The sequence below is a fragment of the Dasania marina DSM 21967 genome (genome assembly GCF_000373485.1).
Lineage (GTDB): Bacteria > Pseudomonadota > Gammaproteobacteria > Pseudomonadales > Dasaniaceae > Dasania > Dasania marina.
On the sequence record NZ_KB891575.1, the window covers coordinates 897,480 to 915,965 of the forward strand.

Annotated in this window: 15 protein-coding genes; 10 read left to right on the plus strand and 5 right to left on the minus strand. The window is 49.8% G+C overall.

Translation table 11 applies throughout. From position 1 onward, the window contains the following. Window positions 1-16 precede the first annotated feature (16 nt). From argE to B067_RS0104190, 3 genes are all read right to left on the minus strand, one after another. Window positions 17-1,168 (minus strand): acetylornithine deacetylase, encoded by a 1,152-nt coding sequence (gene argE / locus B067_RS0104180; RefSeq protein ID WP_019528803.1) that lies wholly within the window; start codon window positions 1,166-1,168, stop codon window positions 17-19. A 152-nt stretch (window positions 1,169-1,320) separates the two neighbouring features. After that, window positions 1,321-2,604, minus strand: coding sequence for an inorganic phosphate transporter (locus B067_RS0104185; RefSeq protein WP_019528804.1), 1,284 nt, complete (start codon window positions 2,602-2,604; stop codon window positions 1,321-1,323). A 21-nt stretch (window positions 2,605-2,625) separates the two neighbouring features. Then, window positions 2,626-3,306 (minus strand): TIGR00153 family protein, encoded by a 681-nt coding sequence (locus B067_RS0104190; RefSeq protein ID WP_019528805.1) that lies wholly within the window; start codon window positions 3,304-3,306, stop codon window positions 2,626-2,628. A gap of 302 nt (window positions 3,307-3,608) precedes the next feature. On the opposite strand from B067_RS0104190, the gene tfpB reads away from it, so the two are divergent. From tfpB to B067_RS0104240, 9 genes are all read left to right on the plus strand, one after another. Beyond that, window positions 3,609-5,384, plus strand: a complete 1,776-nt coding sequence (gene tfpB, locus B067_RS0104200) for a type IV pilus assembly ATPase TfpB (protein WP_019528807.1) — start codon at window positions 3,609-3,611, stop codon at window positions 5,382-5,384. A 142-nt stretch (window positions 5,385-5,526) separates the two neighbouring features. Next, window positions 5,527-8,475, plus strand: a complete 2,949-nt coding sequence (gene glnE, locus B067_RS0104205; RefSeq protein ID WP_019528808.1) for a bifunctional [glutamate--ammonia ligase]-adenylyl-L-tyrosine phosphorylase/[glutamate--ammonia-ligase] adenylyltransferase — start codon at window positions 5,527-5,529, stop codon at window positions 8,473-8,475. A 58-nt stretch (window positions 8,476-8,533) separates the two neighbouring features. Beyond that, on the plus strand, window positions 8,534-9,463 hold the full coding sequence (locus tag B067_RS0104210; protein ID WP_026244401.1) for a branched-chain amino acid transaminase: 930 nt from the start codon (window positions 8,534-8,536) through the stop codon (window positions 9,461-9,463). A 12-nt stretch (window positions 9,464-9,475) separates the two neighbouring features. After that, a complete protein-coding gene (gene waaF, locus B067_RS0104215; protein WP_019528810.1) occupies window positions 9,476-10,516 on the plus strand; it encodes a lipopolysaccharide heptosyltransferase II in 1,041 nt (346 codons plus the stop codon). Between the two features lie 27 nt (window positions 10,517-10,543). Continuing rightward, window positions 10,544-11,563 (plus strand): lipopolysaccharide heptosyltransferase I, encoded by a 1,020-nt coding sequence (waaC, locus tag B067_RS0104220; protein WP_019528811.1) that lies wholly within the window; start codon window positions 10,544-10,546, stop codon window positions 11,561-11,563. Window positions 11,564-11,566: 3 nt separating this feature from the next. Continuing rightward, window positions 11,567-12,709, plus strand: coding sequence for a glycosyltransferase family 4 protein (locus B067_RS0104225; protein WP_019528812.1), 1,143 nt, complete (start codon window positions 11,567-11,569; stop codon window positions 12,707-12,709). After that, window positions 12,709-13,524 carry a lipopolysaccharide core heptose(I) kinase RfaP gene (gene rfaP / locus B067_RS0104230; protein ID WP_019528813.1) on the plus strand — a complete coding sequence of 272 codons (816 nt, stop codon included), beginning with the start codon at window positions 12,709-12,711 and terminating at the stop codon, window positions 13,522-13,524. The genes B067_RS0104225 and rfaP overlap by 1 nt, the downstream gene beginning before the upstream one ends. A 1-nt stretch (window position 13,525) precedes the next feature. Continuing rightward, window positions 13,526-14,314 (plus strand): lipopolysaccharide kinase InaA family protein, encoded by a 789-nt coding sequence (locus tag B067_RS0104235; RefSeq protein WP_019528814.1) that lies wholly within the window; start codon window positions 13,526-13,528, stop codon window positions 14,312-14,314. A 53-nt stretch (window positions 14,315-14,367) separates the two neighbouring features. Beyond that, on the plus strand, window positions 14,368-14,760 hold the full coding sequence (locus tag B067_RS0104240; protein ID WP_019528815.1) for an FAD synthase family protein: 393 nt from the start codon (window positions 14,368-14,370) through the stop codon (window positions 14,758-14,760). A 7-nt stretch (window positions 14,761-14,767) separates the two neighbouring features. Here the strand turns inward: B067_RS0104240 and B067_RS0104245 are convergent, their stop codons facing one another. Together B067_RS0104245 and B067_RS0104250 are read right to left on the minus strand one after the other, a co-directional pair. After that, entirely contained in the window at window positions 14,768-15,985 is a 1,218-nt protein-coding gene (locus B067_RS0104245) for a CDP-glycerol glycerophosphotransferase family protein (RefSeq protein WP_019528816.1), read from the minus strand. Between the two features lie 27 nt (window positions 15,986-16,012). Beyond that, the gene (locus B067_RS0104250) at window positions 16,013-16,834 is read right to left on the minus strand and encodes a lipopolysaccharide kinase InaA family protein (protein WP_019528817.1); all 822 of its coding nucleotides are present in this window, start codon (window positions 16,832-16,834) and stop codon (window positions 16,013-16,015) included. A 153-nt stretch (window positions 16,835-16,987) separates the two neighbouring features. On the opposite strand from B067_RS0104250, the gene B067_RS0104255 reads away from it, so the two are divergent. Beyond that, window positions 16,988-18,484, plus strand: coding sequence for an MBOAT family O-acyltransferase (locus B067_RS0104255; RefSeq protein ID WP_019528818.1), 1,497 nt, complete (start codon window positions 16,988-16,990; stop codon window positions 18,482-18,484). The last annotated feature ends 2 nt before the right edge of the window (window positions 18,485-18,486 follow it).

The following is an 18,486-nucleotide window of genomic DNA, read 5'->3' on the forward strand; positions in this document are numbered from 1 at the left end:
GTATAAAGCGTAGCGGTTACAAGCAGTAGCGGCGTATTAGCTGTTGCAGTATAGCGATGGCCGGTTGCACTTGTGCCAAGGGCATAAACTCATTGGGTTGGTGGGCCTGGTCTATGCTGCCCGGCCCCATCACCACCGTTTGCATACCCAGTTGTTGCAGCAGCGGCCCTTCGGTGGCAAAGGCTACTGATTGTGCGCCGTGGCCGGTTAATTGCTCTACGGTTTTAATCAGTTCGGAGTCGGCCGGTTCTTCAAAGGGCGGCACTGCGGTGGCCAACTCTCGCAAGCTGATATCGATGTTTAAGCGTTGCGCTATAGGGCTGAGGCGCTCGCGTAATAATTGCTGTACCTCATCGTTGTTCATGGCGGGCAGGGTGCGTATATCGAAGTGCAGTTCGCTGTGGCCGCAGATGCGGTTGGGGTTGTCGCCGCCGTGTATGCAACCCAAGTTTAAGGTGGGTAAGGCCACTTCAAAGAGTGGGTTTTGATATTGCTGCTGTAACTGGGCGCGAAACAATAATAGGTCAGTCATCACGATATTCATCGCTTCCAGTGCATTATTGCCCAGCGCCGGGTTGGAGGAGTGGCCGGCTTTGCCTTGTATGGTAATGGCGTTGAGCATAATGCCCTTGTGCATGCGTATGGGTCGTAAGTCAGTGGGCTCCCCTATCACCGCATAGCGCGCCTTGGGGCCGCCGTGTTGTACCAGTGCGCGGGCGCCGTCCATGGTGGATTCTTCATCGGCGGTGGCTAAAATGATTAGCGGTTCTTTTAAGGGCGTATCCAAAAACGCCTTCGCCGCTTCTATGGCGATAGGGAAGAAGCCTTTCATGTCGGTGGAGCCCAAGCCGTATAACTTATTATCCTTTTCGGTAATGGCCAGCGGGTTGCTATGCCACAGGGCCTCATCAAAGGGTACGGTATCGGTATGGCCAGACAGCACCAAACCGCCGGGGCCGCTACCCAAGGTAGCAATAAGATTGGCTTTTTGTGGGTTGTTGGGCAGGGGTAGAATCTCACAACGAAAGCCTAGCGTACTTAACCAGTCGGCGAGTTTGTCTATCACTTTGCGATTGCTGTGATCCCATTTGGCGCTGCTGGAGCTTACCGATATTTCACTCACCAACTCGTGCATAATGGTCATTAATGGTGGTACAGCGTTGGGCATAATAACGTCCAAATAATCCAAGGTGCTTAATAAGTAGTGCTTACAGTGTAGCGTATAAGGTTTGCGCCACTGGCGGCGAGTAAATCCGCAACAAGAAAAAAGGCGACCCTAGGGTCGCCTTGATGATGCTTTGGTTAATATTGGATTGGGTTTTAGCCAAATATGCCTTTAAACAAAAAGAAGAAGATAATCGCCAAGCCTGCACCGGCCGGCAGAGTGATAATCCAGCTCATAAAGATGGTGCTGATAACGCGCAGGTTAAGTGCGCCTATGCCGCGGGCCATGCCCACACCCAATACCGCGCCCACTAAGGTGTGGGTGGTAGAAATAGGCAGGCCGGTGGCCGAGGCAAATACCACGGTGGTGGCGGCGCCCAGCTCGGCAGCAAAGCCGCGGCTAGGGGTCAGCTCGGTGATTTTCTTGCCTATAGTGCCCATTACTTTAAATCCATAGGTGGCCAGGCCTAACACGATACCGCCACCGCCTAATAGTAATATCCATCCCGGCAAAGCTGACTTGGCTGCGATGTCGCCACCGCTGCTAAGAACACTCACCACTGCCGCCAGCGGACCTACCGCATTGGCGACATCGTTAGAGCCGTGGGCAAAGGCCATGGCACAGGCGGTGAATACCATTAATACCGCAAACAGCTTTTCTACATTGCCAAAGCGGTTGCGGTGAGAGGGGATTGACTCGTCTTTGATGCGGTTTAAAAAGATCATGCCTATGCCAGCAACCATCAAGCCAATAACGGCGGCAATGGGCATGGCGTTGGCAAATTTAGAGCCCAAGCCTAATTCTATTTCTATGCCTACATGCTTTAGGCCCTTTAACAGGGTGACCATGGCAATCATAAAGCCCACTAAAAACATATACATGGGTACGTATTTTTTAGCGTTGGCAAAAGGGGTGGCGGTATTGAGTATGAGTTTCTGTACACTCATAAATAAACCATAGGATATGGTGCCTGCCAAGATGGGGGAGACCACCCAACTTGCCACTATAGAGCCCACCTTGCCCCAGTTTACGGCATCAATACCTATGCCTACCGCAGCAAAACCTACCAGTGCGCCGACTATAGAGTGGGTGGTAGAGACGGGCCAGCCCATCATGCTGGCTACTAACAGCCAGGTGCCGGCGGCCAATAGCGCGGCCATCATGCCGTAGACTAATAATTCGGGGGTGCCTGCCATCATGGCGGGATCGATGATGCCCTTGCGTATGGTCGAGGTCACTTCACCGCCGGCTAAATAGGCGCCGGCAAACTCAAAAATCATAGCGATAAAAATCGCTTGTTTAACGGTCAGTGCGCGTGAGCCTACTGAGGTGCCCATGGCGTTGGCGACATCGTTAGCCCCTACGCCCCAGGCCATAAAAAAGCCAAACAGGCAGGCCAGGACCAGTAAAATATGGCCGTGTTGAGAAATAATTTCCATCGTTAGTACCTATTGAATATGTTAACGGGCGATGAGGATTTGTAAACGGCTACCCACTTTTTGGGCGCGGTTAGCGAGGTCACCGATGGAGTCGATAACTTTGTATAGAAACATCGCGTCTATGGGGGGAAGGTCCTTCTCGATGGCGAATAAGCTGGCGCGTATGGCAATTTCCTGCTCGTCATTGCGGTGCTCTAGGTGATCCAGCTCGTCTATCAGTGCTTCTACCGCATTGACCTCACGGCCTCTAAAGCCGGTTTCTACCAGCTCATCCAGCTCATTGATGGCCTTGAGGGCTTGGGCAGACGTGGCGATAGACTCCAGTGCAAACTCCATAAAACTGGCGGCTATCGCTTCGGGTATGTGCATTTTACGGCCCATCATTAAGCCGGAAATAGTTTTGGAGGCGTTGGCAATTTTATCCTGAGCGGATATGACTTCTAACAAATCAGAGCGCGGTACCGGTAAAAACAAGCTTTTGGGTAGGCTGGCACGCATCTCGCTTTTCAACTCATCCGCTTCATCCTCTAGTTTAGTGATGATGCTGCGGTGTTTGGTGGCCAGCTCCCAGTCATCGGCCATGGCTGCTTCTAGGAAGGGAATAAGGGCTTCAGCACATTCATGAGCCTTGGCCATATGGTCTTGTATGGGTTGAAACGGTGATTTGCCAAACAAATTACCGAAGGGATAACCTCTTGCCATGTGAGTGACTCCTGGAAAAATTTGGCCAAGTATAGGGCTTAGTCCTAAATATGGCTACCGAGATTAGGCCCATGCCCGCTTGAGGGGAGTAAGGCTTAAAGCAATGGGCAATTTATTACATTCATATGACAGTAATGTTACAGCGGCTTATTATTTGTAGACAGTTGTTGCGCTGGCCGTTAAATGTCACAAAAAGTGCCGCTGCGGCGGCCACAGACCCTAACGTAGACCCTAAGAAACAGCTATAGTAGCCTGCAGACCACACATGCCCACAGATCAATAATAAAGACTAAGGATACGCTATGCAGGTTGAGGCGTTTAAGCCCGAACAGCCTTTACAATTAGGCCGCATTGTTGCCGACTTACAGGCCGACGGCGTCATTAATGCCGAGGCGGCTCAGCAACTGTTGGCTAGTACCCGCAGCCATGAACAGGCCGCGCAGCACCCCTTAAACTATATTGCCAGCCAACAATTAATGGCCAGTAACTATAAGTTGCTGACTATAGAGCGGCTGTTGGATTGGTTGGGCGGCAACTGCCAGCAGCCCCATTACAACATAGACCCGCTAAAAATAAATGTGCCGGCCATCACCGAGGTGATGTCTTACCAGTTTGCCCAGCGTCACGGTATCTTGGCCGTGGCCGTCAACCGCGAGGAAGTGGTGATAGCCAGTGCTCAACCCTATATGCGCGCGTGGAAAGCGGACTTAGAGCATGTACTGCGTCGCCCCATTAAGCGGGTGTTAGTCGACCCCGAAGACCTCAAACGCTACACCGTAGAGTTTTACAGCCTGGCTAGATCCGTGCGCGGCGCTAGCACCGGTGAACCCGGCGGTAATGTCGGGGTGGGCAACCTAGAGCAAATGGTAGAGTTGGGTGAGTTAAAAGACCCGGACGCCAACGACCAACACATCGTCAATATCGTCGACTGGCTGTTTCAATACGCCTTCGACCAACGCGCCAGTGATATACACATAGAGCCGCGCCGCGACATCGCCCATGTACGTTTTCGCATCGATGGCGTGCTTTACAATGTCTATGAATTCCCCGCGCAAGTTGGGGTGGCCGTCACCAGCCGCTTAAAAATACTGGGCCGTTTAAACGTAGCCGAAAAGCGCAAGCCGCAGGATGGCCGCATCAAAACCAAAACCCCCGATGGCTCAGAGGTAGAGTTGCGCTTATCCACTTTACCCACCGCCTTTGGCGAAAAAATGGTGATGCGTATTTTCGACCCTGAGGTGTTGCTGCGCGGCTTTGATGAGCTGGGCTTGGCCGATGAAGACTATAAGCGCTGGAAAGGCATGATAGAAAAGCCCAACGGCATAGTCTTGGTTACGGGGCCTACTGGTTCGGGTAAAACCACCACTTTATATTCAAGCTTAAAAAAGCTAGCTACCTCAGAAGTGAATGTCTGCACCATAGAAGACCCCATAGAAATGGTGGAGGGGCAATTCAACCAAATGCAGGTGCAGCACAATATAGGCCTAGACTTTGCCAGCGGCGTGCGCGCCCTGATGCGGCAAGACCCCGACATTATTATGGTGGGCGAAATACGCGATTTAGAAACCGCCGAAATGGCGATACAGGCAGCGCTCACCGGCCACTTAGTATTGAGCACGCTGCACACTAACGATGCGCCCTCGGCGATTACCCGCTTATTGGAATTAGGTGTGCCTTCCTATTTATTAAAAGCCACAGTGTTGGGGGTGATGGCCCAGCGCCTAGTGCGTACCCTTTGCCCCGATTGCAAAGAACCCGATGAGATAGATGAAAAAGCTTGGCAGCAATTAACCGCGCCATGGAAAGCGGCCCTACCTAAACAAGTGTTTAAGCCGGTAGGCTGTTTAGAATGCCGCAACACCGGTTACAAAGGCCGCCAGGGGGTATACGAAATACTGCCCTTATCGGACGATATACAAGACCAGTTAGATGGCGACATCAGCATACGCAATATACGCAACCAAGCTATACGTGAAGGTATGCACACCTTGCGTTTATCGGGCGCGCAAAAAGTCGCTGCAGGCATGACTACTATTGCCGAAGTGATGCGTGTCGCGCCGCCACCGCAGGATAAATAGTTTTTGCTGAGCGAGTGATTTTTTATAGGGATTAAAAATCACTCGCCGCATAGCGACTCTTTTTATTGTTACGTATTATTGTTACGTACGCAAAAAACGCACTCATCAACCCATCAAGCAAAAAACAAACAGGGCTTTACTCTTGCCACAGAATAACCCCGCCATTAAACGCCCGCAAAAATTAGAGCAAGTTTTTCAAACCCAGCTCAAACATTTTAACGAGCGTTGCCCCGATTACGTTGAATGGTTGCAGGCGCAGCTAGGCAATGACGACTTCGCTCAGCAATTGGCGACAGCCTGGAGTTGCAGTGTATTTGTCGCCGAGTACTGTCAGCGCAAACCCCATGCGTTTAAACAGCTGATAGAGCAGCAAGAGCATTTAGTGAGCTACGATGATAAAAGCCTAGCCCAGCGGCTAAGCCAAAAATTACAAAGCTTAACAACAAAAGAGCAGCTTGATGCCGCGCTGCGTCAGTTTCGCAACCGCGAAATGCTGCGTATTATTTGGCGCGACTTTAATCGTTTGGCCGACATGGTAGAAACCACCGCCGACATCAGCCACTTAGCCGATGCCTGCATACAGCAGGCTTTAGATTTCCACCATAAGGAATTGGTGCAAGCCTATGGCCAGCCCTGCAGCGATATCAACGGCCAATCCGTACCCCAGCACTTAGTAGTGTTGGGCATGGGTAAGTTGGGGGCCTATGAGTTAAATCTCTCCTCCGATATCGATTTAATCTTTTGCTTTCCCCATTCCGGTGAAACCGTGGGCGAAAAAAAATCTATCGATAACCACACCTTTTTCGGCCGCTTAGGCCAGCGGCTAATCCAAAGCTTGGATGCGCCCACCGAAGATGGTTTTGTGTTTAGGGTGGATATGCGTTTGCGCCCCTATGGTGACAGCGGCGCGCTGGTGCAAAGTTTTGCCGCCATGGAGCAATATTACCAAGATCAGGGCCGCGACTGGGAACGTTACGCCATGATTAAAGCGCGCGTCGTAGCTGGGCCGGCAGCGCAGGGTGCAGAGTTAATGGCGCTGCTGCGTCCTTTTACTTATAGACGTTATATAGATTTTACCGCTATCGATGCGCTGCGCTCTATGAAGCGCATGATTGAGCAGGAGTTACTGCGTAGGCAATTAGCCGGGGATATTAAGCTGGGGGCGGGCGGCATACGCGAAATAGAATTTATTGCGCAAAGTTTTCAGCTGATACGCGGTGGTCGCGAGTTAGAGTTGCAAGATCGTTCTTTGTTGCGAGTGTTGCAGTGTCTTATGGACAACGAATACCTGCCCGCGCTGGTGGTGCAGCAGTTGCGTGAGGCCTATGTTTTTTTGCGCAACACCGAGCACGCCATACAGGGCTACCAAGATAAACAAAGCCAGCAGCTGCCGGTGGATGCATGTCACCAAGCGGCCATAGCCTATAGCATGGGCTTTGCTAACTGGCAGGACTTTGCAAAAACCTTGCAGCAACATCGCGACCATGTGATGCAGCATTTTTCGGCGGTGATTAGTGATGCTCCCGAGCATTTAGAGCAGCGCAGCGCCGACCTGCGTTGGCAGGGCTTGTGGCTGGACGAGCTCAGCCCGGAGGAAATGGCCATAGTGTTAGAGCAGGGTGGCCACGAGCAGGCGCCGCAAATTGCCGAGCGCATTGTTCGCTTGCGCAATAGCCAGCAGTTGGCGCGTATGCAGGCCAGCGGCCGCGAACGGTTGGATCAATTTATGCCGCTGTTAATTCAAGCGGTTACCGAGGTAGAAAACCCTTCCCAAGCCTTGCTGCGCATATTCCCTTTTGTCGAAGCGGTGCTTAGGCGCACGGCCTACTTAGTGCTATTGGTAGAAAACCAAGGTGCGCTAAAAGAGCTGGTGCGCCTGTGCGCCGCCAGCCCGTGGATATCCACCCAATTAGCGAGGCACCCAGTACTGCTAGACGAGTTATTAAACGCTAGCAGCCTCTACCATGTGCCCGATAAAGACGAGCTGCGCGACGACCTGCAGCAGCAAGTGCTGCGCTTACCGTTAAATGACCTAGAGGCGCATATGGAAACCCTGCGCTATTTTCGTCTGGCTCACGCCTTAAAAGTGGCGGCCTGCGAAGTGGCGGAGCGTTTACCTTTAATGAAGGTGAGCGATTACCTCACCTGGATAGCCGAGGTGATTTTAGAGCATGTGCTGGCGGTGGCCTGGCACAATCTAGAAGAGCGTCACGGTTGCCCGCAGCAATCTGAGGGCGTGCCCTGCGAGCGCCGCTTTATCGTGGTGGGTTATGGCAAGCTGGGCGGTATAGAGCTGGGCCATGGTTCGGATTTAGATTTGGTGTTTATCCACGATGTGCCCAATCAAGAGCATACCAACGGCGGGCGGCCCATAGATAACAGTCTGTTTATGACCCGGCTGGGCCAGCGCATGATACATATACTTACCACCCAAACGCAGCTGGGGGCATTATACGATGCCGATATGCGGCTGCGCCCCTCCGGTGATTCGGGCTTGCTTACCACGTCGCTAGCCGCCTATCAGCATTACTTACAAAACAATGCTTGGGTGTGGGAGCATCAGGCGCTGGTGCGCGCCAGAGTGGTGGCGGGCAATGCGGTACTGGCCAAGGACTTCGAGCAGGTGCGCCATGAAATACTGGCCCAGCCCCGAGATGAGGCAAGCCTAAAAGCGGACGTGGCGGCCATGCGCCAGAAAATGCGTGGCCATTTATTACCCAAGCAGGCCGAAAAAGCGGACGACCTTAACGGAAGCGGAATATTTGCCATTAAACAGGGCTGGGGAGGTATCGTTGACATCGAATTTATGGTGCAATACGCCGTTTTAGCTTGGTCGCATCAATACCCTGCATTAGCGACATACACAGACAATATCCGCATTCTTGAATCGCTTCAAAATGAGGGCTTGTTTAGTGAGCTGGAAGTGGCTGCACTCACCGAGGCCTATAAGGTTTTTCGGTCGCTTACCCATAAACTGAGCCTGCAAGAGCACAAGGTAGAGGTGGCCGGCGACAGTGTGGCTGAGCACCGCCTAGCCGTGCAGCAAAAGTGGCAGCAGCTGTTGGCTGTAGAGCTCGATCCAGCGCAGTAACCAGGGTAATAAAGCGCTACGCATTATCTGATTTTTAAAATAGATTTAGGAGTAAGTTATGTCAATGGCCGATCGTGATGGTCTAATCTGGCTGGATGGCGAAATGGTGCCTTGGCGTGAAGCTAAAGTGCATGTATTAACCCATACCCTGCATTATGGTTTAGGTGTATTTGAAGGCGTGCGCGCCTACAATACCGAGAGTGATGGCACCGCTATTTTTCGCCTACACGATCACACCGATAGGTTGTTTCGCTCGGCGCATATACTGGGCATGAAAATGCCCTTTGATAAAGAAGTGCTCAACGAAGCGCAAAAAGCGGTAGTGCGTGAAAACAGTTTAGAAGAAGCCTACCTGCGGCCCATGTGTTTTTACGGTTCAGAAGGCATGGGCCTGCGCGCCGATAATCTGCAAACCCATGTAATGGTTGCCGCGTGGGAATGGCCCTCGTATATGTCCCCCGAGGCCAAAGAGCTGGGCATTAAAGTGCGCACCTCCTCTTACACCCGTCACCATGTCAACATCACCATGTGTAAGGCCAAGGCTAACGGCAACTACATCAATTCTATGCTGGCCTTAAAAGAGGCTTTGGATTGCGGTTGCGAAGAAGCGCTATTGTTAGATAACGAAGGCTATGTTGCTGAAGGTAGCGGCGAAAACTTCTTCCTTATTTATAAAGACACTATCTACACACCCGAATTAACCAGCTGCTTAGACGGCATTACTCGCGGCACCATTTTTGAATTGGCCGCCGAGTTGGGTTACACCATTAAAGAAAAACGCATTACCCGCGATGAAGTCTATATCGCCGATGAGGCTTTCTTTACCGGTACTGCCGCAGAAGTGCTACCTATACGTGAGCTGGATGGCCGTGTTATCGGCAGCGGCAAGCGTGGCCCCGTCACTGAAAAGCTACAAAGTATGTACTTTGATGCAGTGAAAGGGCGTCGCCCGCAAAACCGTGATTGGTTAGCGCCAGTCGCTAAATAGCCCGGCGTTATTATGGCCGCAAACAGCAGCGCAAAAAAAATCCTTATCGTCGGCCCTTCTTGGGTAGGCGATATGGTGATGGCGCAAGCTCTATTTATTGCTCTTAAGCAAAAACACCCCAACTGCATTATCGACGTGTTGGCACCCGAGTGGAGCCTGCCTATCTTAGAGCGCATGCCGGAAGTGCACGCGGGTATAGTGATGCCGCTAGGCCATGGCAAGTTGGACTTAGCTTTGCGTCAGCGCCTGGGGCAGCAATTGGCGAGCGAGCATTACCAGCAAGCCATCTTATTGCCCAACTCATTTAAGTCTGCACTGGTGCCGTTTTTTGCCGAAATACCCGAGCGCACCGGCTGGCGTGGTGAGATGCGTTATTTTTTACTGAACGATATACGCCTGTTAAGTAAAAAACGTTATCCCCTGATGGTGCAACGTTTTGTCGCCCTAGCCTATAAGCCGGGTGCAGAATTACCGCAAGATTTACCTAGGCCTGCCTTGCAAGTCGATGCTGCCAACGCGGCTGCCGTTGTGGCGAAATTTGGCTTGGCGGATAAGCCCTTTTTGGCGCTGTGCCCCGGTGCTGAGTTTGGCCCGGCCAAACGTTGGCCCGAGCAGCACTATGCGGCAGTCGCACAACAATTTTTAGAGCGCGGTTGGCGCGTGGCTTTATTTGGATCGGCCAATGATGTGGCCGTAGCCGAAAGCATACAGGGTTTAATCAGTGCAGATTTACGCGAACACTGCATTAGCGTGGCTGGCCAAACCAGTTTAGCCGAAGCAGTAGATTTATTGGCCAAGGCCGATGCTGTGGTCAGTAATGATTCAGGCTTGATGCATATCGCTGCCGCCTTGGCGCGACCTATGGTAGTCGTGTATGGCTCTACCTCACCAGAATTCACTCCACCATTAAGTGATAATGTTAGGGTTGAGCAAATCGCAGTAGACTGCGGCCCCTGTTTTAAACGCGAGTGCCCACTGGGGCATTTAAAATGCTTGCAAGATTTACCAGCAAGCCGAGTGATAGCTTCACTCGATCAATTATTAAAGCCCTGATTAACAATACAAAAGGTTTTCGCTGCAATGCGCGTACTCATCATTAAAACAACCTCTATGGGTGACGTTATCCACACCCTGCCGGCATTAAATGATGCGGTTAAAGCCATACCCACAATTCGTTTTGATTGGGTGGTAGAAGAGGGCTTTGAAGAAATTCCCAGCTGGCACCCCGCGGTAGACGAAGTCATCCCCGTCGCCATACGGCGCTGGCGTAAAAGCTTATGGCAAAGTTTAGGTAGCGCCGAATGGAAGCAGTGCAAACAAATGCTGCGGCAACGTCACTACGATTGTGTCATCGACGCCCAGGGCTTGGTAAAAAGCGCCTGGCTAGCTCGTTATACCCGCGCCCCGCGCTTTGGCTACGACAAACACTCGGTGCGTGAACGTTTAGCCACCTTGGCCTATCATCACAAAATTTCTGTACCCAAAGATATGCACGCAGTAGAGCGCACCCGTCGCTTATTTGCCGAGTCGCTGGGTTACCAATTACCCACAGAAAATGGCGTAGTCAGCAAAGGTTGCTACGGCGTGGGAAAAGAACAATTTATCGGCTCGGGCGAAAGCAAGCCCAACGTGGTGTTTTTACATGGCACTACCCGCCACAATAAACACTGGCCTGAACAATACTGGGTAGAGCTGTGTAAAATTATTTGCTCCAAAGGCTATGCTGTCTACCTGCCCTGGGGCAACGAGGTGGAGCAATCCCGCGCCCAGCGCATCGCCGAAAAGGCTAACTGTGCAGAAGTGTTACCCAAATTAAATATACGCGGCGTAGCCTGTGTGTTAGCCAAGGCCAACGCGGTAGTAGCCGTGGACACAGGGCTGGGTCACTTAACTGCCGCCTTGGGCATACCGGCTATATCTTTATATGGCACCACCAGCCCCGATTTAATCGGCGCCTATGGCGACCACCAAATGCATTTATGCGCTAAAGATTTCACCCCGGTTAATGATACGGCTATAGACCCGAAAGAAATGGCCGCGCTAACACCGGCAGTGGTGGCGGAGCGCTTGCTGCCTTTATTACCCATGTTACCGGTATAAATTATGCGCATTGCATTCTGCCTTTATAAATATTTCCCCTACGGTGGCTTGCAGCGTGATTTCATCCGTTTCTTACAAGAGGCGCAGAGCCGTGGTTATCCGTGCCGTATTTATTGTATTAGTTGGCAGGGTGACAAACCGGCCAATGTAGACCTGCGTTTTGTGCCGGCCAAGGCTTGGAGTAATCATAGGCGTAATGAAAAATACGCTCGCTGGGTGCAGCAAGATTTAGCGCAAGATCCGGTTGATGTAGTCTTCGGCTTTAATAAAATGCCGGGCTTGGATATTTATTACGCGGCCGACTCTTGTTATGAAGATAAGGCAAAATATAGCCGTGGTTTCTTATACCGCCTAGGTGCACGCTATAAGCATTTTTCCCGTTATGAACAGGCGATATTTACCCGCGGCCAGCACACGGATATTTTGTTAATCTCCGAAACGGAAAAGCAAAAATTTATAAAGCACTATCATACCGAAGAGCAGCGTATGCATATGTTGCCCCCGGGGATTAGCAAAGATAGATGCGCGCCTACTAATGCCCCAGAGATACGCCAGCAGTTTAGGCGGGAGTTTGGCCTGGCCGAAGACGACAATCTGCTATTGTTTGTGGGATCAGGCTTTATTAAAAAAGGCTTGGGTAGAGCCATTACCGCATTGGCCGCCTTACCTGAAGCTGTACAAAATAAAACCCAGCTATTTATATTAGGGCAAGATAAGCAGAAACGCTTTGAGCAGCTGGCTAGGCAGTTGGGGGTGGCTAGCCGTGTTAAATTCATGTCTGGCCGCGATGATGTGCCACGCTTTTTGTTGAGCGCTGATGTGTTGGTGCACCCTGCCTTGGATGAAGCCGCGGGTATCGTGTTATTAGAGGCACTGGTGGCAGGGCTGCCGGTGCTAGTCACCGACGTGTGCGGCTACGCTCCTTTTATTGCCGACGCTAAAGCGGGCTGTGTGTTGGCATCCCCCTTTAATCAAGAACTGATGAATCAACAGCTGCAAAAAATGCTTAACCGAGAAGCGGCAAAACAATGGCGGCAAAACGCCATAGCCTATTCGCAGCGTGAAGACTTATACAGCATGCATGCCACCGGTATTGATATTTTAGAGCGCACTTATCAGCGGTTACAACAAGAAGCAGGTGGGTGATGGAATTATATATACGGGGTGATATAGAGCAGGCCTGGGGTGACAGCGACCCTTTTCAAGAAGTGGAAAAGCTGCGAGGCGAGGTTTATCGCAACAAAGAAGGCCGCACCACACTGCAAACGCAAATCAACGGCAAAAGCTTTTTTGTGAAAGTGCATCGCGGTATAGGCTGGAAAGAGATATTCAAAAACCTAGTGCAGTTTCGTTTGCCTATTGTGGGTGCCAGCAACGAGTTTGCGGCAGCCGAAAAGTTGGCGTCACTAGGGGTGGATACCTTAACCACTGCCGCCTTTGGTAAAAAAGGCTGCAACCCGGCTACGCAGTTATCCTTTATTGTTACCGATGACTTGAGCAATACCATTAGCCTAGAAGATTACTGTGCCAACTGGAAAAATAAGCCCCCGGGTTTTGTCCATAAGAAATTATTAATAGAACTGTTGGCTCATGTCAGTCATGTTATGCATGGCGCGGGCATTAATCACCGAGATTATTATATTTGCCACTTTCTGCTAGAGAAAGAATCGCTGGTCGATTTAAGCGCCCCAAAATGCTACTTAATAGATTTACACAGAGCGCAGCTGCGCAATAAAACACCGCAGCGCTGGGCAGTTAAAGATATTGCCGGCTTGTATTTTTCGGCTATGGATGCGGGCCTGACTAAACGAGATTGTTTACGCTTTATGCGTATCTATCAGGCCGGTCTCTCACCTTCAGTGAAGCAGAAGGAATTCTGGCTAGCCGTTAATCAAAAAGCCATGGCGCTGTACCAAAAAGATCACGGCCGGCCATCGCCTTGTGAAAAGTGGTGGCAGTAGTATGTTGGCTGTGAAGGCAGTGGCTACCGATGCAGGTGATAAAATTTACTGTGCAGACGAAGCATGGCTTAAGCATTTTTTAGCTAGCGGAAAAAGTTTGGCGCAGTGCTTAGCAAGCGCTACCTTGCTTAAAGCTGATGATAAGATTAAAGCAGCTTTGCTAGACAATCCCCCGTTGTTTATTAAGTGCTATAGCGCAATTGGCTGGCTGCAGCGTTTGCGTTCCGCGTTGGGTAAGAATCGTGCTAAGCGAGTTTATAGTATCAGCATGCGATTGACTGCCGCGGAAGTGCCTGTTGCCAAGCCTATAGCCTATGGCTATAAAGACTATTGTTGGACGAAAGATAGTTACTTTTTATGTGAGGCTTTTTCTAATGGCTGCCTAGACTTAAAGCAGCTGTATCATAGCGAGCGCTGGCGCAGTATTGACGCGCAGCAGTTGCTAATAAAAATTGCTAGTGCGCTGGCAAAAATGCATAAGGCTAAGTTGTGTCATGGTGACCTTAAATGGTCGAATATTATTGTGGCAGACAATGGTCGTGATTTTTGGTTTGTTGATTTAGATGGCGCCAGATCCAGTTACTTAAATAAAAAAGACTCCGGCCGTGATTTGGCGAGATTTTTAATAAATGCGAAAGAGTTTTCGCTTAGTGAAGATTTACAGGGTGTATTTTTACAAGCTTATGCCCAGCAACATGATTGTGAACTTAAGGTGATTAAACAGTGGTTGGCACCTGCCTATAATAAGTTGTCCGCCAGGCATCGCAGTAAATATCAATCAAAGCTATAAATTAAATAGTTGCATAGCTGTGGAATATGGCTGGCAAGAAACAGAGAAACAGCATGAAAAGAGTTATCACGTTTGGCACTTACGATGTATTTCACCTAGGGCACTTGCGATTATTGCAGCGAGCGGCTGAGTATGGTGACTCGCTAGTGGTGGGTGTTTCTTCTGATGCGTTAAATTTTAAGAAAAAAGGGCGCAACCCGATTTATAGCCAGCATGACAGAATGGAAATTGTGTCAGGCCTAAAAGTTGTTGATAGTGTTTTTTTAGAAGAAGATTTAGAACTGAAGATGGAGTACATCAAGTCGCAAAAGGCTGATGTGTTGGTGATGGGTGATGATTGGGCCGGTAAGTTCGATTTTTGCCAAGCTATCTGCGAGGTAGTCTACTTAGAAAGGACGCCTTCTATTTCTACTACCGCGCTTATCGAAGTTATCAAAGAAATATAATCTCGCGTTATTGCTTTGCTGAATTGACCAGTAGTTGGTGTATGGCTTGGCAGCGGCTGCCGTCTAATGGCTGGTGAAAAAAGCGTTTAAGCCATAATTGTTTTTCGGCAACGCTAATCGATGGTTGTGCTAGCAGCGCTGCGAGCGTGGAGGCCAATTGCTGCCAAGTTTGCGTGAGTGGACCGGGGAATTGGTTATCATAATCGTATAATAAGCCGCGACTGCCTTGATACTGTTCTATATCAAAGGCGTAGCCCACTATAGGTTTATCCAGCAGTAAAAAATCTACCCATAGGCTAGAGTAATCGGTAATTAATATATCCGTGTTGCGCATTACCGTGTTTAGCTCGGGGTAGTGGCGATAATCCAAATCCAAAACGTTTGCATTGTCTATAAAAGGGCTGAATAAGCCCTGATCTCTTGGGTGGGCACGTATACCTAATACGGCATTGTGTTGGGATAAAGTAGTAGTTAACTGCGCCATACTCTCAGAGTTGAAGCCGCAGGCTTTACGATCATAGTCGCGAAAAGTGGGTGCGTATAAAACCAACTTTTTACCATTGAGCAGGGCTTTGAGTTTGCTTTGATCGGCTGCAAGATCTTGAGGGAGTTGCTCGGCAGGGCAGGTGAGCCAGTCGTTACGTGGAATCCCCGTCACTTTGATGCGTTGGGCGTCCATTAAAAAGCACCCGGCGATTAAGGCTCTCTCAGTAATCGAGGAGACACAAAAGGCATCAATGCCTAGGCCGCGTTTAAACAGTTTACTTAAGCTGCCGCGCTTAAACTTATAGTCTAGATTACACATACCTTTTAACGGGATGCCATGCCATAGGTTAATGACCGAAGGCTTAAACATGCTATAAAGGCCGCGCAACTCTTGGCTGCCGTGGGTAACAAAATAAGCATGGGTGTTGCTGCGCAGGCGAAAGTGGCCGTGCCGCCAGCTATGGGGGAAGACTACGGTGATGCCTGGATATAGCCGTTGGTATTGCGCTATCTCGTCATCGCGCGCGTTAATCAAGTAGGGCGTGATGTCGGCTTGTTGGTAAGCATAGTCCAGCATAGCGCGCAGGTTGCCGTCTAAGCCTTGGTGTTCGCTTAATAGAAATCCCCAGAGCTGTTGTTCTCCGTTTGTTTTTCGTACTGCCAGAGAGAGTAGCTTAGCCAGTGGCGATAGCAGGCTGGCCAGTTGCTGTAGACGTTTTTGGGTGCGCTTGGAATGCATGGGTGGCCTTGGCAAATTGATAAGATATTAAGACAGCGGGTAAATAAGCCCATTATCTACATGAGTTCGAGGCAGGTTGGGTGAGCCTAGCCGGTCAGGGTTTTTGGTGCTTAGCCTATGCATCGTCGTCTGGTAAACCTCTAATGACAGGCGGCTGGCGGCTGCGCGGTTAAAGCGTGAATAGTGCTGAAGGTAGCTTTGGTAAAAACGCATACGGTCGGTGCGGCTAAGGTCTATGTCAGCGAGCATGCCTATCTGTACCAAGTTTTTTACAATAAGTTTATAGGGTATGCGTTTAAAGGATTGATTGCGCTCATTGTCGATGAGGTGGAAGGTGTAGGGTTGTTTGCCCAGTTCCACCAGCACATTGTTTGGTCTGAGGTCGCCGTGGATTATACCCGCGCTGTGCAGCTGGCCAACCAGTTTACCCAACGAGCGTAGCAGTTCACGTTTCCAATACAGAGCTTGTGCGTTGCTGGGCTGGCGGAAATAGCTGGCTATGCAACTGCCTACACCTATGCCATTAACCGCTAGCGTTAACATAAACTCACGCCCGCCGCTGAGCTTGCCCCAGGCAATTACGGCTGGGGTGTTAAAACCTTGCTTGGGCAATGTTTGGGACTGAGTTATGGCTCGCTGGCCGCGGCTGCCCCGCAACCAAGCCTTGGGCGTCTCCCAAATATTACGAGGTAGAAAGGCTTTGTAAAACAGGCTGTGGTCAGCATTCACCGCTACCTTAGCATAGGGCGATGAGTCCACCGATTGCCAACCATTGGGTAGTGTGGCGGCATTAAGTTGCTGTATTTCGGCTGCTAGGGCTGCGTTAGTCGGGGTTAGCCATGTAATCATTGGTAAGTCGCCAAGGGCTTAGGTGGGGCAATGATACAAATCTTGAGAAACGAATGCATGGCTATTCTACGCTTTAGAGTAAGTAAGAGAGAGTTCATGGTTTTTAGCTTGCTATGATAACATGCTGTTTTTCTTGAATAATCAATCATATCCATGCTTTTTAACTCTCATATCTTTATTTTTATATTCCTGCCCGTGGTTTGGCTGGGCTATAACTACTTTAAGTCGGCCGACAGGCAAGAATCTGGCATCATCTTCCTGGTGTTCAGTAGCTTGGTGTTTTATGGCTATTGGAATGCTTATTATTTACTTCTAATTGGCTGCTCAATAGTCGCCAATTACGGCATGGGCTTATTAATAGAGCGGCAAACCCGGTATAAGCGGGCTTGGCTGTTTATTGGGGTTGCTGCCAACCTGACCTTATTAGCCTATTACAAGTACCTGGGCTTTTTTGTTTTAAATTATAACTACTTTGCCGAAACGCCGATGGCGTTAGAGTCCATTGTATTACCGCTAGCGATATCCTTTTTTACCTTCCAGCAGATAACCTATTTGGTTGATAGCGCCAAAGGCCTGACTAGCGAGCATAGCTTTTGGCATTATTGCCTGTACGTCACATTCTTCCCGCAATTAATAGCTGGCCCTATAGTCCACCACAAAGAAATGCTACCGCAATTTACCCGGCGGCAGCCTAGAGCCATTCAGTATAGCGATTTGGCGATAGGCATTAGTATCTTTGCCATGGGCCTGTTTAAGAAAGTGATGGTGGCGGATAATCTGGCGCCTTATGCCGGTGATGTTTTTTCACATGCTGAGGCAGGACTGCCACTAAGTGCTTATGATGCCTGGGTGGGGGCGCTGGCTTATACCTTTCAATTGTATTTTGATTTTTCGGGCTATGCCGATATGGCTATAGGCATAGCTAGAATGTTTTCTATTAGGCTGCCGCTAAACTTCAATTCGCCCTATAAGGCTAATAATATTATCGATTTTTGGCGGCGCTGGCATATGACGCTGTCACGGTTTTTGCGAGATTATCTCTATATTCCTTTGGGCGGCTCACGCAAGGGTAGGGTTAGGCGGTTAATCAACCTGTTTGTCACTATGTTGTTGGGTGGCTTGTGGCACGGAGCAGGCTGGACGTTTGTGGTGTGGGGTTGCCTGCATGGTATTTACTTGATGATTAACCATGGTTGGCGCAGCCTTGTTTCGGCTAATGACACTGAAGGTAAGGGGCGGTCAGAAAGCAGAGTTAAACAATGTTTACTGGCAGCGCTATCGAGAGTGTTAACCATGCTGGCGGTAGTGATTGCTTGGGTGTTTTTTAGGGCGGCAGATATCAATTCAGCAGTAGAAATCGTCATGGCTATGCTAGGATTTTCTGGCAATGCGAGTGAAATTTTTGAAGTATCGAAATCTCTGCCGGCCATTGTGTTGTTGTTTCTATGGGTTTGGCTATTTCCTAATGCGCAAGATCTGATGAAAAAGTATAGACCAGCCTATGGCTTCGACTCGAAGAGGTCTGCGTCTAGTATGGTTACCCTGTTGTGGCGGCCAACACTCAAATGGTTTTTTGTTGTGATGCTTATGTTGATTATCGCAATATTAAATCTTACTCAATTAAGTGAATTTATATATTTTCAATTTTGATT

Excerpts from the sequence above, each read along its gene's own strand:
- argE (WP_019528803.1), bottom strand. The coding sequence starts at position 1,168 with ATGCCCAACGCTGTACCACCATTAATGACCATTATGCACGAGTTGGTG.
- B067_RS0104185 (WP_019528804.1), bottom strand. The coding sequence starts at position 2,604 with ATGGAAATTATTTCTCAACACGGCCATATTTTACTGGTCCTGGCCTGC.
- B067_RS0104190 (WP_019528805.1), bottom strand. The coding sequence starts at position 3,306 with ATGGCAAGAGGTTATCCCTTCGGTAATTTGTTTGGCAAATCACCGTTT.
- tfpB (WP_019528807.1), top strand. The coding sequence starts at position 3,609 with ATGCAGGTTGAGGCGTTTAAGCCCGAACAGCCTTTACAATTAGGCCGC.
- B067_RS0104210 (WP_026244401.1), top strand. The coding sequence starts at position 8,534 with ATGTCAATGGCCGATCGTGATGGTCTAATCTGGCTGGATGGCGAAATG.
- waaF (WP_019528810.1), top strand. The coding sequence starts at position 9,476 with ATGGCCGCAAACAGCAGCGCAAAAAAAATCCTTATCGTCGGCCCTTCT.
- waaC (WP_019528811.1), top strand. The coding sequence starts at position 10,544 with ATGCGCGTACTCATCATTAAAACAACCTCTATGGGTGACGTTATCCAC.
- B067_RS0104225 (WP_019528812.1), top strand. The coding sequence starts at position 11,567 with ATGCGCATTGCATTCTGCCTTTATAAATATTTCCCCTACGGTGGCTTG.
- rfaP (WP_019528813.1), top strand. The coding sequence starts at position 12,709 with ATGGAATTATATATACGGGGTGATATAGAGCAGGCCTGGGGTGACAGC.
- B067_RS0104235 (WP_019528814.1), top strand. The coding sequence starts at position 13,526 with ATGTTGGCTGTGAAGGCAGTGGCTACCGATGCAGGTGATAAAATTTAC.
- B067_RS0104240 (WP_019528815.1), top strand. The coding sequence starts at position 14,368 with ATGAAAAGAGTTATCACGTTTGGCACTTACGATGTATTTCACCTAGGG.
- B067_RS0104245 (WP_019528816.1), bottom strand. The coding sequence starts at position 15,985 with ATGCATTCCAAGCGCACCCAAAAACGTCTACAGCAACTGGCCAGCCTG.
- B067_RS0104250 (WP_019528817.1), bottom strand. The coding sequence starts at position 16,834 with ATGATTACATGGCTAACCCCGACTAACGCAGCCCTAGCAGCCGAAATA.
- B067_RS0104255 (WP_019528818.1), top strand. The coding sequence starts at position 16,988 with ATGCTTTTTAACTCTCATATCTTTATTTTTATATTCCTGCCCGTGGTT.